This window comes from Thioalkalivibrio versutus (assembly GCF_001999325.1).
GTDB classification, from domain to species: domain Bacteria; phylum Pseudomonadota; class Gammaproteobacteria; order Ectothiorhodospirales; family Ectothiorhodospiraceae; genus Thioalkalivibrio; species Thioalkalivibrio versutus.
Window position 1 is genome coordinate 14134 of the sequence record NZ_MVAR01000029.1, and the last position, 14554, is coordinate 28687.

General features: G+C 67.2%; 15 protein-coding genes. 7 read left to right on the top strand and 8 right to left on the bottom strand.

Annotated elements, in window-relative coordinates:
* Positions 1-80: 80 nt before the first annotated feature.
* Positions 81-560, bottom strand: coding sequence for a cupin domain-containing protein (locus B0684_RS10690; protein ID WP_018168086.1), 480 nt, complete (start codon positions 558-560; stop codon positions 81-83).
* Between the two features lie 244 nt (positions 561-804).
* Here B0684_RS10690 and B0684_RS10695 point away from each other — a divergent pair, with 244 nt between their 5' ends.
* From B0684_RS10695 to B0684_RS10710, 4 genes are all read left to right on the top strand, one after another.
* Positions 805-2106: a lipase family alpha/beta hydrolase gene (locus B0684_RS10695; protein WP_018649713.1), complete on the top strand. Its 1302-nt coding sequence runs from the start codon at positions 805-807 to the stop codon at positions 2104-2106.
* A gap of 110 nt (positions 2107-2216) precedes the next feature.
* On the top strand, positions 2217-3368 hold the full coding sequence (locus B0684_RS10700) for a zinc-binding metallopeptidase family protein (protein ID WP_018175807.1): 1152 nt from the start codon (positions 2217-2219) through the stop codon (positions 3366-3368).
* A 68-nt stretch (positions 3369-3436) separates the two neighbouring features.
* Positions 3437-5095, top strand: a complete 1659-nt coding sequence (locus B0684_RS10705) for a BCCT family transporter (protein WP_018175806.1) — start codon at positions 3437-3439, stop codon at positions 5093-5095.
* 318 nt (positions 5096-5413) lie between these two features.
* On the top strand, positions 5414-5698 hold the full coding sequence (locus B0684_RS10710) for a hypothetical protein (RefSeq protein WP_018144129.1): 285 nt from the start codon (positions 5414-5416) through the stop codon (positions 5696-5698).
* A gap of 75 nt (positions 5699-5773) precedes the next feature.
* Here B0684_RS10710 and B0684_RS10715 read toward each other — a convergent pair whose 3' ends face one another.
* The 6 genes from B0684_RS10715 to B0684_RS10740 all read right to left on the bottom strand — a co-directional run bounded on the left by B0684_RS10715 (position 5774) and on the right by B0684_RS10740 (position 9181).
* A complete protein-coding gene (locus B0684_RS10715; RefSeq protein ID WP_018175805.1) occupies positions 5774-6352 on the bottom strand; it encodes a hypothetical protein in 579 nt (192 codons plus the stop codon).
* 99 nt (positions 6353-6451) lie between these two features.
* Positions 6452-7444 carry an NAD(P)H-dependent glycerol-3-phosphate dehydrogenase gene (locus B0684_RS10720; RefSeq protein ID WP_018175804.1) on the bottom strand — a complete coding sequence of 331 codons (993 nt, stop codon included), beginning with the start codon at positions 7442-7444 and terminating at the stop codon, positions 6452-6454.
* Positions 7445-7459: 15 nt separating this feature from the next.
* The gene (gene secB / locus B0684_RS10725) at positions 7460-7987 is read right to left on the bottom strand and encodes a protein-export chaperone SecB (RefSeq protein WP_018175803.1); all 528 of its coding nucleotides are present in this window, start codon (positions 7985-7987) and stop codon (positions 7460-7462) included.
* A 111-nt stretch (positions 7988-8098) separates the two neighbouring features.
* On the bottom strand, positions 8099-8389 hold the full coding sequence (grxC, locus tag B0684_RS10730; protein ID WP_018168094.1) for a glutaredoxin 3: 291 nt from the start codon (positions 8387-8389) through the stop codon (positions 8099-8101).
* Complete coding sequence (locus B0684_RS10735; RefSeq protein WP_018144124.1) at positions 8389-8817, bottom strand: rhodanese-like domain-containing protein; 429 nt, start codon at positions 8815-8817, stop codon at positions 8389-8391. Before B0684_RS10735 ends, grxC begins: the two co-directional genes overlap by 1 nt.
* Before the next feature lie 28 nt (positions 8818-8845).
* Entirely contained in the window at positions 8846-9181 is a 336-nt protein-coding gene (locus B0684_RS10740) for an ArsR/SmtB family transcription factor (RefSeq protein ID WP_026182005.1), read from the bottom strand.
* Positions 9182-9255: 74 nt separating this feature from the next.
* Here B0684_RS10740 and B0684_RS10745 point away from each other — a divergent pair, with 74 nt between their 5' ends.
* The 3 genes from B0684_RS10745 to B0684_RS10755 all read left to right on the top strand — a co-directional run bounded on the left by B0684_RS10745 (position 9256) and on the right by B0684_RS10755 (position 12403).
* On the top strand, positions 9256-10437 hold the full coding sequence (locus tag B0684_RS10745) for a murein hydrolase activator EnvC family protein (RefSeq protein WP_043689761.1): 1182 nt from the start codon (positions 9256-9258) through the stop codon (positions 10435-10437).
* A gap of 126 nt (positions 10438-10563) precedes the next feature.
* On the top strand, positions 10564-11838 hold the full coding sequence (locus B0684_RS10750) for a S41 family peptidase (protein ID WP_018168096.1): 1275 nt from the start codon (positions 10564-10566) through the stop codon (positions 11836-11838).
* Positions 11839-11860: 22 nt separating this feature from the next.
* Positions 11861-12403: a DJ-1 family glyoxalase III gene (locus B0684_RS10755; RefSeq protein ID WP_018175801.1), complete on the top strand. Its 543-nt coding sequence runs from the start codon at positions 11861-11863 to the stop codon at positions 12401-12403.
* A gap of 313 nt (positions 12404-12716) precedes the next feature.
* Here the strand turns inward: B0684_RS10755 and recG are convergent.
* On the bottom strand, positions 12717-14554 hold a 1838-nt coding region (recG, locus tag B0684_RS10760; protein WP_233123436.1), incomplete at its 5' end, for an ATP-dependent DNA helicase RecG.

Sequence of the window (14554 nt, forward strand, 5' to 3'; positions counted from 1 at the left end):
TGCGGGCCTTTTTTGGGTCCGGGAGCAGCTGCGGGCGAAGGGGCGGGCGGCCGTATCCGGCGGTGGGGACGGTGACGGGGTCAGTCGTCGTGGCTGGCGTGGGCGTCCACCGGTTCCTCGAAGGCGATGAACAGGATGCAGTCCTCGTCCGATGTGCAATGGGTGGTATGTGCCAGCCGGGCCGGTCCGTAGGCATAGGTGCCGGGTCGGAGCACGACCGGGTCCTGGTCGTCGTAGTCGACCTGCATCTCGCCGCTGACGAGCACCATGCGTTCGGCGCTGGTGTGCCAGTGGTGGGGCGCGGTGCTGTTGCCGGGGAGGAGGAAGAAGACGTCGGCATTGGGCTGCGCCGGGTCACCTTGCAGCACGGCGAGCCGGCAGCCATCCGGCATGAAGTCCGGGCACGGGCCCCATTCGAGATCGGGGGAATCGGGTTCGTGGATGAAGGCCGGGCCCTGGTCCGCCGTCGCGACCGTCCAGGCGGCGACCAGCGTGAGGGCGGCGGCGGCCGAGGCAAGGCGGGGTATGGCCCCGGTGGGCGGGATATCGCGTTTGAACATGGTGCACCTCCTGTGGGTCGGCTTTACCCGGCGCGCTCCGGGTGGGCGTGTCGTGGTGTGGCTGACCGGGCGGGTGTCCGTCCGGAGCGGCTTTTGCCTGTAAGTCTGGCTGGTTCACGTGGGGGTGGCTTCCAAGATCTTGCGGCAGGGGGGCGGATGTTGCGGTAGGTGGGCACCAGGCAGCGCCACGATTGCCGGCTCGCTACACTCGGGGTCTGGGAGCTATCGGATAGGGATGTTCGGAATGGGTGTGTTGCGAGTGTGTGCGGTCCTGGCGGTGGTGATGGGGCTGGTGGGGTGTTCGCTGCTGGATGCGCGCGAGCAGCTGGCGCGGATGGGCGGGGCCTGTGTGATCAGCGGTACGGTAGGATCGAACGAAGGGGCGGATGGGTCGGAACGGACCGGGCCCTATGTGGTGGCGGTGTTCCGCGAGCCGGTCGCCGGCGCCGTTGTGCCCGAACCGGCAGACCACGTGGTGAGCGCGCGCGGCGGGAGCTGGTTCTTTGCCCTGGAGCCTGGTCGTTACAGCGTGCTGGCCTTCCGCGACGAGGATGGTGATCGCGCGCATCCGGCCGGCGCACCGGTCCAGCACGTCGCGCGCGGCGATTCGCTGGATTGTGGCCCTGGCGGACGGCTGACCGGGATCGATATCCGCGTGAACGGGAATGATCGCCTGGCGCACGCCATTCGCCTGCCGGATACGCGGGGTCCTGGGGACGGCGCGGCGCCGGACCCCGCGCCGCTTAGCCTGGGCCGGGTGACGGCCTACGGCGAGATCGCCCATCTGGAGGATCCGCGCTTCGCGACCGAGGTGGCGCGGGGCAGCCAGTGGCGCCCGCTGGATTTCGTGCTGTCGGGGTATGCCGGGGTGTACTTTCTTGAGCCATACGATCCCGCACGGACGCCCGTGCTGTTCGTGCACGGGATGAACGGCTCGCCGCGTGACTTCGCCGGGTTGCTGGAGGGGCTTGACCGAGAGCGTTACCAGCCATGGTTCTACTATTACGCCTCCGGGCTGCCGCTGCAGTCGGCCGCGGCGCATCTGGCACAGGTGGTCGAGGAGCTGGAGGTGCGCCACGGCGTCGAGTCACTGCCGGTGGTGGCACACAGCATGGGCGGGCTGATCGCGCGCGGCTTCCTGAACGAGCGCGCCCGGCGCGAGGCGGCGGCGACCGTGCCGGCGATGATCACCCTGTCCACCCCCTGGGCCGGACACGAACGCGCCCAGCGGGGTGTCGATCGTTCGCCGGTGGTCATTCCGGTATGGCGCGACATGGCCCCGGGCAGCGATTACCTGGAAGGCCTGTTCGCAGATGCCAACACGGAGGTGACCGAGCTGCACCTGCTGTTTGGCTACCAGCGCGGGGAGGGAGGCGCGCGCGCCACTGCGGACGGGGTGGTCACCCTCGCCAGCATGCTGCACCCGCCCGCGCAGCGCGAGGCGGCCTCGGTCTTCGGGGTGGCGACCACGCACGCCGGCATCCTGTCCCATCCATTGGTGCTGGAGCGAGTGGACGGGCTCTTGTCCGGCGTACAGGGGGACTGACTGGCGTCTGTGTTGGTGCGTGCCGCCGCGACGGCGCAATGGGATCGGCGTAGTCTGAAGGCATGCCTGTCGCCTGGACGTCCTCGGCAGGCCAGTCAACGGGGAGCGCGATGCAGTTGTTCGAGTGCGAGGTCTGTGGGCAGGGGGTGTACTTCGACAACACCTTCTGTACCCGCTGCGGCCACCGGCTGGGATTCCTGCCGGACCGTCTGGAGGTCTCCGCCCTGGTGCCGGCGGGGGAGGCTGTGGGCGCCCGCGGGCGCCCGATCCCCGGTGGCCTGTGGCGGGTAGCGGACGAGCCGGACGGGCTGTTTTATCGCCAGTGCCGGCACTATGCGGTGGACGCGGTGTGCAACTGGATGGTGCCCTATGAGGAAGCCGAGCCTTTCTGTCGGGCCTGCCGCCTGAATCGCACCATCCCGGACCTCAGTGTGCCGGGCAATGCGCGGCTGTGGGAGCGTCTGGAGGCCGAGAAGCGACGCCTGGTATATGGCCTGTTGCGCCTGGGCCTGCCGGTGGTGCCGCGGAAAAGCGATCCTGGGGGGATTGCGTTTGATTTCCTGGCCGATCCGGCCCCGGAGTTCCGCGAGGGCGGTGGCGTGGTCACCGGTCATTCGCACGGGCTCATTACCATCAATATCGCCGAGGCCGATCCCGCGGTGCGCGAGCGCATGCGCGAGGCGATGGCCGAACCCTATCGCACCATTCTCGGCCACTTTCGCCATGAGTCCGCGCACTACTACTGGGATCGACTGATTCGCGGTAGCCACTGGCATACCGATTTTCGCGAGCGCTTCGGCGACGAGCGCGCGGACTACGACGAGGCCCTGCGGCGCCATTACACCGGCGGTCCTCCGGCGGATTGGCAGGCCTCGTTCGTGTCCGCCTATGCCAGCTCCCACCCCTGGGAAGACTGGGCCGAGACCTGGGCTCACTATATGCACATCGTGGATACGCTGGACACGGCCTCCGCCTACAACATGGACATTGAACCCGTCGCCGGACCGTCGGCGCGGCTGGGGGCACAGGGGAATCTGCCGGCTTTTGATGCCTATGCCACGGCGGACTTCGATCTGCTTCTGGAGCATTGGCTGCCGCTGGTCAGCGCCCTGAACAGCCTCAACCGCAGTATGGGCCACTCGCATGTCTACCCCTTCGTGCTGACCGCTACCGCGATCGCCAAGCTGGCGTTCGTGCATCAGGTCATTCAGGATTTCCGCATGGGCATCCGCGTACAACCGGCGGGCGCCACCGGCCCTTGATCTGCCGGCATGGATCGGCAAAGGTCCGGTCCTGAAATACATCCATCGCGCAAGCGAAAGGACGCGAGATGTACAACGTTGCCACCCGCGGCCCGTTCAAGGGGCTGAACCCGCGTGTTGCGCCGCTGGCGCTGATCCTCGTGGTGATCATCGCCCTGCTGGGGGTTTATCGAACCGAGCAGCTGGGCGCGGTGGTGGGGGATGCGCGGGCCTTCGTGACGCCGCTGCTGGAATGGTATTACGTGGTGATCATGGCCTTCTTCCTGGTCATGGTGATCTGGCTCGGGGTGGGGCGCTACAAGGATGTGCGCCTGGGACGTGACGACGAAGTGCCCGAGTTCACCACGCTGTCGTGGCTGTCGATGCTGTTCGCCGCCGGCATGGGCGTGGGGCTGCTGTTCTGGGCGGTGGCCGAGCCGCTGTCGCATTTCGGCGGCAACCCGTTTCTGGCCGAGAATGGCGACCAGGCGGCCGCCGCGGACATGTCGATGGTGCTGACGTATTTCCACTGGGGGCTGAATGCCTGGGGTGTGTTCGCGCTGCTGGCACTGATCCTGGCCTATTTCAGCTTCCGCAAGGGTCAGCCGCTGGCGCTGCGCTCGGCCCTGCACCCGCTGATCGGCAAGTACAGCCATACCTGGCCGGGCGATCTGGTGGATCTGCTCGCCATCGTGGCCACGGTCTTCGGGATCGCAACGACCCTGGGGCTGGGTATCCAGCAGCTGGAGGCCGGGTTGGCGCATACCGTGGGCCTCTCGCTGGAAGGGGATCGCGGTCTCCTGCTGCTGACGGCGCTGCTGACGGTGACTGCGATCGTGTCGGTGGTGGCCGGGATGCAGGCCGGGGTGCAGCGGGTCAGCCAGGCCAACCTGTGGCTTAGTGTCGCTCTGCTTGGGCTACTGCTGGTATGGGGGCCGACCCAGTACTTGCTGGCCTTGGTGGTGCAGTCCAGCGGCAGCTACATGCAGAACCTGCTGGGTTTGTCGTTGTACACCCATGCCCACCACCTGGACGGGTGGCACTCCGACTGGACGGTCTTCTACTGGGGCTGGTGGCTGGCCTGGGCGCCGTTCGTCGGGCTGTTCATCGCGCGCATATCGCGCGGGCGTACCCTGCGCGAATTCGTCACGGGGGTGCTGTTGGTGCCGACCCTGATCACCTTCTTCTGGCTCGCACTGCTGGGCGGTACGGCCCTGCACGCCGAGGTCGAGGGCATCGCAAACATTGCCGATCAGGTGGCGGAAGACCTGACCATGGCAACCTTCGCCACCATGGAGACCCTGGAACCCTGGTTGATCGCGAAGAGCGGGGCCGTCCTGATTACGGTACTGATCGCGACCTACCTGCTGACCTCGGCCAATGCCGGCATCGTGGTCATCAACACCCTTCTGGCCCATGGCTCCACCGAACACCGGGCGATCCACCTGATCCTGTGGGGCGCGATGATCGGGCTGGTGACCGGCGTGCTACTGCTGGCCGGCGGGCTGGAGGTCCTGCAGAACGCAGTCATCCTGGCCGCGCTGCCGTTCTCGCTGGTGATGCTGATGATGGTGGTGGGCCTGATGCGTGCCCTGGAAGACGAGCGCTATGCCCCACGCCCGGGCGAGCATACGGTCGCACCCAGCGAGCCGTGGACAATTCCGCCGGATCGCGTCCACGAGGACTTTGACATGGACGACGACGCCCCCGAGGCTCGTGACGAAGACGACGACCCTCGTCGCTCCTGACGGTCCCAGTTTTCCACCACGAAGCACACGAAGAGGGTCAAAAGCCTTTGAACCACAGAAGGCACAGAGAAAAGAAAGGAACGCGGTAACGCCTGGCTGGCGAAGGCGCCGTTCGATTCGCCTTGCCCTTCAACCCTGATTTTCTCCGTGCCCTCTGTGGTTCAAATCGCTCTTGAACTTACCTTCTTCGAGCCTTCGCGCGCTTCGTGTTGAACACACCAGGGAGGGAAAGGCCCGCGCATCTTGCGTTCACTTTCGGGGTGGCGGGGCTTGCCGTAGCCTGTGCGCAACGATTTCACGAACCGCGAGAGGAACCCCATGAGCGATACCCTGCAGTTGTCCGGCGAGTTGATTCAGAAGGTCCAGGATCTGTTGACCGAGGTGGACCCGAAGGCGCAGCAGCCCATTGTGGCCGTGCAGTACCTGAGTGCGATTACCGGGTTCATGGTCGCGCAGATGCCGGAGTCGGTGAACGAGCGCAAGGAGTACCTCAAGCAGCTCTCCGAATTTACCGAGTCGGTGTTCGTGGACGTCGAGAGCCGCAAGCAGACCGCCCCGCCGCCACAGGAGGCCAGTGGCGTGTGGCGCCCCGGCGAGAACTGAGCGCCACGGGCCATGCCGTCGGGCGTGGCCGCAACCGGGGGCGGCGCAACCTCGGCGATCTTGTGAAGGCGGCGGTCAGTTGTTCCCGTCGCCTTTGTTTTTGTCCTTGCGCATCTGGCGCAGCATGGCTTCCTGCTCGTTGAAGCTCGGCATGCGGCGCTTGCCGCCGGCGTCGCGGGCCGGGTCGTTGCGACCGGCCAGGCCTGATTGCCCGGGCTTTTCGGCTTCCTTGAGCTGCTGGTACTCGTCCAGTTCGCGGCGGGCGTCTTCGTCGCTGGTGTAGCGGCCACGGTAGTCCTGCGGTGGCTCTTGGCCCTTGCGCAGGAAGAGCTGCTTGCGTAGCTCCTTGTTGTAGTCGGTCACCCGACGGTCGATCCACCACAGGTCCACCAGCGCCCATGACACGCCAATAATCAGCGGTAGCAACCACCAGGCGGCGGGGCCAAATCCGGCGAGCGCCAGGGTGGCCGCACTGAGTGCCAGGAAGCCGGCGCCGCCCAGCGGCTCGCGCAGGTAGAAGCGATGCAGCCCCAGCGGGAACAGGATCCACGCAGCGTAGGCCGCAGGGCGGGTGCGCATCTCGCGAGCGAGGCGGGCGTTGACCGCCTGCAGGCCGCCACCTTCCAGGTCCAGCTCCTTCCAGGCCTTGCTCATGCGGTTCTCCGTTGCGTTCGCGTGTGAGGGCCACGGTAGTCCGACCGGAGCGTACGGGCGATTGTGCGGGTGTCGCGCGGGGCTTTTGCGGACGCGGGTTCAGTCCTCTTCGCGGGTGGCGTCGCGTTCCAGCAGCCGGCGCACAGTGTCGTGCACCGGGCGGCCCTGGTAGAGCACCGCGTGCACCTCTGCGCAGATCGGCATGTCCACTTCCAGTGCCTTCGCTCGCGCCACAGCGACCCGGGCGGTCTCTACGCCCTCCACCGACTGTCCCACCCGCGCGCGGGCGGTGTCGAGATCCAGGCCTTCGCCCAGCATCCGGCCCAGACGCCGGTTGCGCGACTGGTTGTCGGTGCAGGTGAGGATCATGTCCCCCAGTCCGGAGAGGCCGGTGAGGGTGGTCGGACGGGCGCCGACCGCCGCGCCGAAGCGCTGGATCTCGGCCAGCCCGCGGGTCATCAGTGCGGCGCGCGCATTGGCCCCGAACCCGGCGCCGTCGGCAATACCGGTGGCCACCGCGAGCACGTTCTTCAGCGCGCCGCCCAGTTCCACGCCGATCACGTCCGTATTGCGGTACAGGCGCAGCGAGCGCCCGTGCAGGGCCGCAACCAGGCAGTCCATGTGGCCCTCGTCGCTGGAGGCCACGGACAGCGCGGTCGGCTGCTCCTGCGCCACCTCGGCGGCGAAGGAGGGGCCGGAGATCAGAGCGGGCGGGCGCTCGGGCCCCAGTTCCTGTTCGGCAATCTCGTGCAGCCAGGCCCCGGTTGCCGTCTCCAGGCCCTTGGTGGCCCAGGCGACCACCTGGTCGCGCGCAAGGCGCGGGGCGATCCAGCGCAGGGTTTCGCGGAAGGCGCCGGAGGGGACTGCGATCAGGACCAGGTCGCGGCCCTCGATGGTCGCCGGGTCGGCGCTGACGCGCAGGTTGTCCGGGAGGCGCAGACCGGGAAGGTAGCGGGCGTTCTCGCGCTCGCGTTCCAGTTGCCGGGCCGTGGCGTCGTTGCGCACCCACAGGGCGACGTCGGCATGCAGGCGGGCCGCATGCACCGCCAGCGCCGTGCCCCAGCAGCCGCCTCCGAGGACCGCGATACGCATCGGTTGCGCCTCGCGTCAGGCCTGTTGCGTGGGCTCGGCCTGTTCCCCGCTGGCCTGTTGCTTCTGTTCCTGCAGGTGCTGGGCATACAGCGACTCGAAGTTGACCGGCTGTAGCAGGAGTTGCGGGAAGCCGCCCTTCAGTACCAGGTCGGCCACCGTTTCGCGGGCGAACGGGAACAGCACGTTGGGGCAGTAGGCACCCAGCAGGTGGTTGCGCTGATCCTCGGCAAAGTTGCGCAGGATAAACACGCCGGCCTGCTTGATCTCCACCAGATAGGCGGTCTTGCCGTCGGATTCGGTGGTCACGGTCAGGCCCAGTTCCACCTCGAAGGCGCCGGCGGCCTCGTCGATCGGACGTGCGTTGGTGTTCAGCTGGATGTTGGTCTCGCCCTTCCACTCGCGCATGAATACCTCGGGGGATTCCGGCGCCTCGAAGGACAGGTCCTTGATGAAGACCTTCTGGATGGAGAAGTCGGGCCGGTCACTCTGTTCGGCCTGGGCCGAGCCGTTGCCGCTCTTCGGGGAATTCTTCTCTTCAGCCATGATGTTGTCTCGCAGTCGTCTGGAATCGGGGCATTGTAAGGGGGGTGAGCGGTGTTTTTCGGGGTGGCCTGGGCGATCCCGTTTGCCGCCCGTTGCCGGCGGCGGCGCATGTTATCCGGAGGCGTTGTCGGTCGGGGCTTCGAGGCCGGCCTCGCTGGCCAGGCGCGCCAATTCGCCGTTACTGTCCATCGCCTGCAGTTCGTCGAAGCCGCCGATGTGCGTATCGCCGAGAAAGATCTGCGGGACCGAGCTGCGGCCGGCGGCGCGCTGTTCCATCTCCGCGCGCAGACCGGGTTCGCGGTCGACGGCATACTCCGCGAACGGGTAGCCACGCTGGTTGAGCAGGCGCCGCGCGAGCAGGCAGAATGGACAGCGCCCGCTGGAGTAGACCTCGAACTGCATTACTTCTTCTTGATGGGCATGTTGGCCGATTGCCAGGCCTGGATGCCGCCCTGCAGGTTGACTACGTCCTCGAACCCGGCCGCGGTCAGTTGCTGCGCGGCGCTGGCGGAGCGGTTGCCGCTGCGGCAGTACACCACCACCGGCTTGTCCTTGTATTTCTCGATGTCGCCCATGCGCTTTTTCAGGCTGCCGAGCGGGATATGCTTGGCGCCGCCGATGCGCCCGGAGGCGACTTCGTTGTCCTCGCGCACATCCAGCACCAGGGCGTCGTCCTGGTTGATCACGCGCACCGCCTCGACCGGGGAGAGCGAGCGATACTTGCGGTTCAGGCGTCGCAGTTCGACGAACAGGATCATCCCGATCACCGCCAGCAGGGCGCCGGTCAGGATGGGGTGGTTGGCGAGAAATTCGGGCAGGCGTTCAAGCATTCGGGAGACCGGATCGGAGGGGTGGGTGTCAGGAACTGCAGAAAACGTCCTGCATCATACCGATCAGGCGCAGGGTCCGGGAGTCCCCCACCCGGTAGTAGACCCGGTTGGCGTCCTTGCGCGTGGCAAGGATGCCCTTGTCGCGCAGGATGCCGAGATGCTGCGAGATGTTGCTCTGCGACGTCCCGACCTGATCGACGATTTCCTGTACGCTGATTTCGCGATCGCCGAGAATGCAGAGGATCTTCAGACGCAGCGGGTGGGACATGGCCTTGAGCGAGCGCGAGGCCCGCTCGATGTCTTCGTCCTGGGACATCAAACCGTCTTCGACGTACATTTCGTCTTCAACCGTTTCGTTGCTCACGGCATGCCTCTCTTGCTCGCGAGGGAAGGCCCTCGCAACTGGGTAAGAATATAAGAACCTAAACGTACCCCGATATGCGAATTTGCGCAATCTTGAGTCATCCAAGCGGTTCACGCGCCCTTTTGTGGTGCGGTGTGTTGCTCTGTCTTCTGTTGCCGGTCAGCGCCCTGGCGCTGGAGCCGGAGGCGGAGCTGCGCGAGACGCGCGAGGCCATCCAGGACCTGGAGCGCAGCCAGGAAGAGCGTTACGCGGCCCTGCAGCAGCTGGAAGGGCTGCTCGCGGAGGCTGCTCGCGGGACCGAGGCCTCGCGCCAGGAGCTGCGCGAGCTGGCGCGGGCGCGTTCGCGTCAGGAGGTGGTGGTCGCCGACCAGGAGGACCGTGTGGACGAGGCCCGGGAGCGGCTGGAGGCAGAACGCCGCGCCGCGGCCCGCCTGGTGCGCGATCAGTGGCAGGGCGAACGCCATCCCGGACGCAGCGACGGTCAGGCCGCGGAGCACCGCCATCAGGCCGCGTTTGCCGCGCGCATCCGCGAGGCGCGCGAGCAGGCCCTGGTCGTGTTGCGCGACCGCATCGAGGCGCTGGAGACGGCGCGCGAGAACCTCGCGCGGGAGCGGGCGGTGCTGGCAGAACGGGAAGAGCAGGCCCGCGCGGCGGTCGCGGATCTGGAACGCGAGGAGGCGCACCAGCGCCAGGCGATGGCGGAGCTGGAGGCGGTGATCGAGGACGAGTCGCTGGAACTGGAGCGCCTGGCGCGCAATGCCGAGACCCTGGAGGCGGTGATCGAGGAGGTCGAGGCACGCAGCGCGGCGCGTGCCGCGGCACCCCGCGAGGCCACCCCCGAACGGCCGGACGTCGGCTTCGTGGAATTGGAGGGCGAACTCCCGCGTCCGGCCGAAGGCCGAGTGATTCGCAGTTTCAACGAGTCCCGTGGTAGCCGCCTGCGTTCACGCTGGCGCGGCGCCGTGCTGGAGGTCGATAACGGCACTGCGGTACGCGCGGTGCACTTCGGCCGGGTGGTCTACGCCGACTGGATGCAGGGTTACGGCTTCCTGGTGATCGTTGATCATGGGGAGCGCTACCTGACGCTCTACTCCAATGTAGAGGAGATCCTGGTGGCGGAAGGCGAGACCGTGGGCGCCGGCGAGCAACTGGCCGTGGCGGGCGAGGGCAGCGAGGCGATCGCGCCCGGGCTTTACTTCGAGATCCGTCACAACGGCGGGCCATTGAACCCCGAAAGCTGGTGGCCCTCTCAGTAGAGGGAAAAAGATGGAATGCGCCCATGCCCCGGCAAAAGGCCGATCGGTGGCGTGCATTCAGGCAGCCGTCACATTGCGGGTGCTACCATCTTCACACGAATCACCTCAAGTGAACGAGGAAAGGTAATGAGCAAGTCTTGTCGCACCGGATACTCCCTGATCGTCGGACTGGTTGTCGGGGTCATGCTGAGTGTTTCGGTGGCCGTCTACGCCGACCGCGACAATGGCGCGCAATCCGCTTTGCCAGTAGAAGATCTGCAGCGCTTCACTGACGTATACATGCGCATCAAGCGCAATTACGTCACCGAGGTCGAAGACAAGGATCTCCTGGACAATGCGATCCAGGGGATGCTGTCCGGCCTTGACCAGCATTCGGCCTATCTGGACGAACAGGACTTCGAGGACATGCAGGTCGGGACCTCCGGCGAGTTTGGCGGTCTGGGCATCGAGGTTGGCATGGAAGACGGCTTCGTCAAGGTCATCGCGCCGATCGATGACACCCCGGCCAGCCGTGCCGGGGTCGAGGCCGGTGACCTGATCATTCGCCTGGATGGCGAATCGGTGAAGGGTATGTCCCTGTCCGACGCGGTCGCCAAGATGCGCGGCGAGAAAGGCTCGGACATCACCTTGACCATCCTGCGTGATGGCGAGGACCGCCCGAAAGAAATCACCATCACCCGCGACGTGATCCAGGTGCAGAGCGTGCGCTCCGAGATCCTGGAGGACGGCTTCGGCTACGTACGTATCAGCAATTTCCAGCAGCGCACGGCACGCGACCTGGTGCGGGCGATCGAAGACCTGCAGGAACAGGGCGAGCTGCAGGGGCTCGTGCTGGATCTGCGCAACAACCCCGGCGGCATCCTGACGGGCGCTGTGGGCGTCTCGGACGCCTTCCTCGAAGAAGGCCTGATCGTCTACACCGAAGGTCGGCTGGAGGATTCGCAGTTCCGCTACCAGGCCTCGCCGGGGGATGTTCTCAAGGGCGCGCCGATGGTCGTCCTCGTCAATCGCGGTTCTGCCTCCGCCTCCGAGATCGTGGCGGGTGCGCTGCAGGACCACCGGCGGGCCGTGGTGATGGGTCAGAACACCTTCGGCAAGGGCTCCGTGCAGACCATCCTGCCGCTGACCCAGAACACCGGGATCAAGCTGACCACCGCGCGTTACTTCACGCCTGATGGCCGTGCCATCAACGAGGACGGGATTGACCCGGACATCCGCCTGCAGCAGCTCGTGGTGCAGCGCTCCGACAGCGAAAATGGCGGCGCCCGCATGGGCCGTGACGGTCTGCCGGAATCTGTGGATGCGGATGAAGACAATGGCGAGACGTTGGCCGAGCGCGATTACGGTATGAACGAGGCGCTGAATCTCCTGAAGGGCCTGAACTTCTACAACCGCCGCTGAGCGCGGCGGACAGGGAGGATTGATGCCGAACGTACTGGTGCCCCTGGCCGCCGGGGCCGAGGAACTGGAGGCGGTCACGATCATCGACCTGCTGCGCCGGGCGCAATTCGAGGTCACCGTGGCCGGGCTGGAGCCCGGGCCGGTGACCTGTTCGCGGGGCACCGTCATCCAGCCGGATACCACGGTTGATCAGGTGCTGGATCAGTCCTTTGACCTGATCGTCCTGCCGGGTGGCCTGCCCGGCGCCAATCACCTGCGCGACGACGCCCGGGTGCAGGGTTTGCTGCGGGCGCAGGCCGAACGCGATGGCCACTTGGCCGCGATCTGCGCTGGGCCCAAGGCGCTGGCCGAGGCCGGGCTGCTGGAGGGCCGCACCGTGACGGCCTTCACCGGCGCGCTGGACGAGGCGGGAATCCCGTCCACCGGCGCCCCGGTGGAGATCGACGGGCGCCTGATCACCGGCCGTGGCCCGGGTGCCGCGATGGACTTCGCCCTGACCCTGATCGAACAGCTCGCCGGCCGCGAGGCCCGCGACGCCGTCGAGGGCCCGCTGCTAAGACCCTGATGGTCTTAGCCACGAAGCGTACGAAGACCCGAAGGAAGACACGAAGAGGGTAGGATGTGTTGAGCGCAGCGAAACGCATCGGGGCCCGGATCATTCCGTGAGGCCGATGCGATTCGCTGCGCTCATCCTCACCCTGCCCGCTGCAAAACGATCGTGGCCTTTCTGATACGCCTCAAAAGGCCCGATGGAGGTCGTCAACACCCGCTGTTTCGTGCGCGATAGCGCGTCGTCCCCGGACGGGGCGCCAACTCTGTGGTGGAAGCTTTTGACCTTCCTCGTGCGCTTCGTGGTGGATTCGCCCTTCGTTCTTGAGCTATCCCACGGTCGCGTAGCGGGTGGCGGTGCCCAGCCAGCGTTCGATCAGGGCGGCGGCGCGCGCCGGGTCCTTCTCGATGCGTGCGGCAAGGGTGGTGGCCTCGTCGAGCAGGTCCTGGTCGCGTGACCAGTCGGCGACGCGGAAGCTGCGATCGCCAGTCTGGCGCGTGCCCAGCAGTTCGCCCGGACCGCGCAGCTTGAGATCCACCTCCGCAATCTCGAAGCCGTCGTCGGTGCGGCGCATCGCCTCGAGGCGCTCGCGTGCGGTATCGCCCAGTGGCGGACGGTAGAGCAGCACGCAGGCCGAGGCGGCGCTGCCGCGCCCGACCCGGCCGCGCAGCTGGTGCAGCTGCGACAGCCCCATGCGTTCGGCATTCTCGATGATCATCAGGCTGGCGTTGGGGACGTCGACGCCGACCTCGATCACGGTGGTCGCCACCAGCAGGTCGATCGCGCCCGCGCGGAAGTGCTCCATCACCGCATCGCGCTCGGGTCCCTTCATGCGTCCGTGGGCCAGTCCGATGGTCAGCTCCGGCAACGCCTCGCGCAGGCGTTCGGCGGTGGCCTCGGCCGATTCCGCCTCCAGTTGTTCCGATTCCTCCACCAGCGGGCAGACCCAGTAGGCCTGGGTGCCGGAGCCGCAGGCGGCGCGGATGCGTTCGATGACCTCGTCACGGCGCTCGTGGCTGATCAGCGCGGTGCGTACCGGGGTGCGCCCGGGCGGGCGTTCGTCGATGACCGAACTGGCCAGTTCCGCGTACAGGGCCATGGCCAGGGTGCGCGGGATCGGGGTGGCGGTCATGATCAGCTGATGCGGCATCCGGCCGTTGCCCTTGTCGCGCAGGGCCATGCGCTGGTGCACGCCGAAGCGGTGCTGCTCGTCGATGATTGCGAGCCCCAGATGATGAAACCGCACCTCCTCCTGGAACAGGGCGTGGGTCCCGATCGCGACCTGGCGCTGCCCGCTGGCCAGTTCCGCGAGCAGTTGGCCGCGCTCGCTGGCCGTCTGGCGCCCGCCCAGCCAGGCGATCGCGACGCCCAGTGGTTCCATCCACTGGGCAAGATTGCGCCCGTGCTGGCGGGCGAGTAGTTCGGTCGGGGCCATGAACGCCACCTGATAGCCGGCCTCTACCGCCGCCAGCGCGGCTGCGACCGCGACCAGGGTCTTGCCGGAGCCGACATCGCCCTGGACCAGACGATTCATCGGCTGCGGGCGCGCGAGGTCGGCCAGGATCTCTTCGGTAACACGCTCCTGTGCGCCGGTGGGTTCGAAGGGGAGCTGCCCGCGCAGTTGTTGCCACAGCGCCCCCGGGGGCTGGATGACCGGGGCGCTGCGTGTGTCCGCGGGCATCCGGCTCTGCTGCATGCGCGCGAGTTGGTGGGCGCAGAGCTCTTCCAGGGCCAGCCGTGTGCGCGCCGGGCTGCGGTTCTCCGGGGTGTCCAGGGCGGCCAGTGCGTCGGCCTGCGCCGGTGGGTGATGGAGCTGCTCGAGGGCGCTATGCAGGCCAGGCAGGCCCTGCCGGGGCAGTTCCGGAAGCAGGTCGGGCAGGGCCTGCATCCCCGGGAGGGCGTGCGCGACCAGCTGGCGCAGCAGCTTTTGCGACACACCCTCGGTGGTCGGGTAGATCGGGGTCAGGTGCGACTCCATCGCCGGCGGGCTATCGCCCACGGTCTGGATCTCCGGGTGCACGCACTCCAGTGCGCCGGGCATGCCGCGGGGCTCGCCGAAGGCGCGGATGCACGTGCCGGGGCTCAGGCGGCGCTGCTGGTTGGCCCCGAAGTGAAAGAACCGCAGCAGGACCTGGGCCTGGCCGTCGGCCAGGGTGACCACCAGCA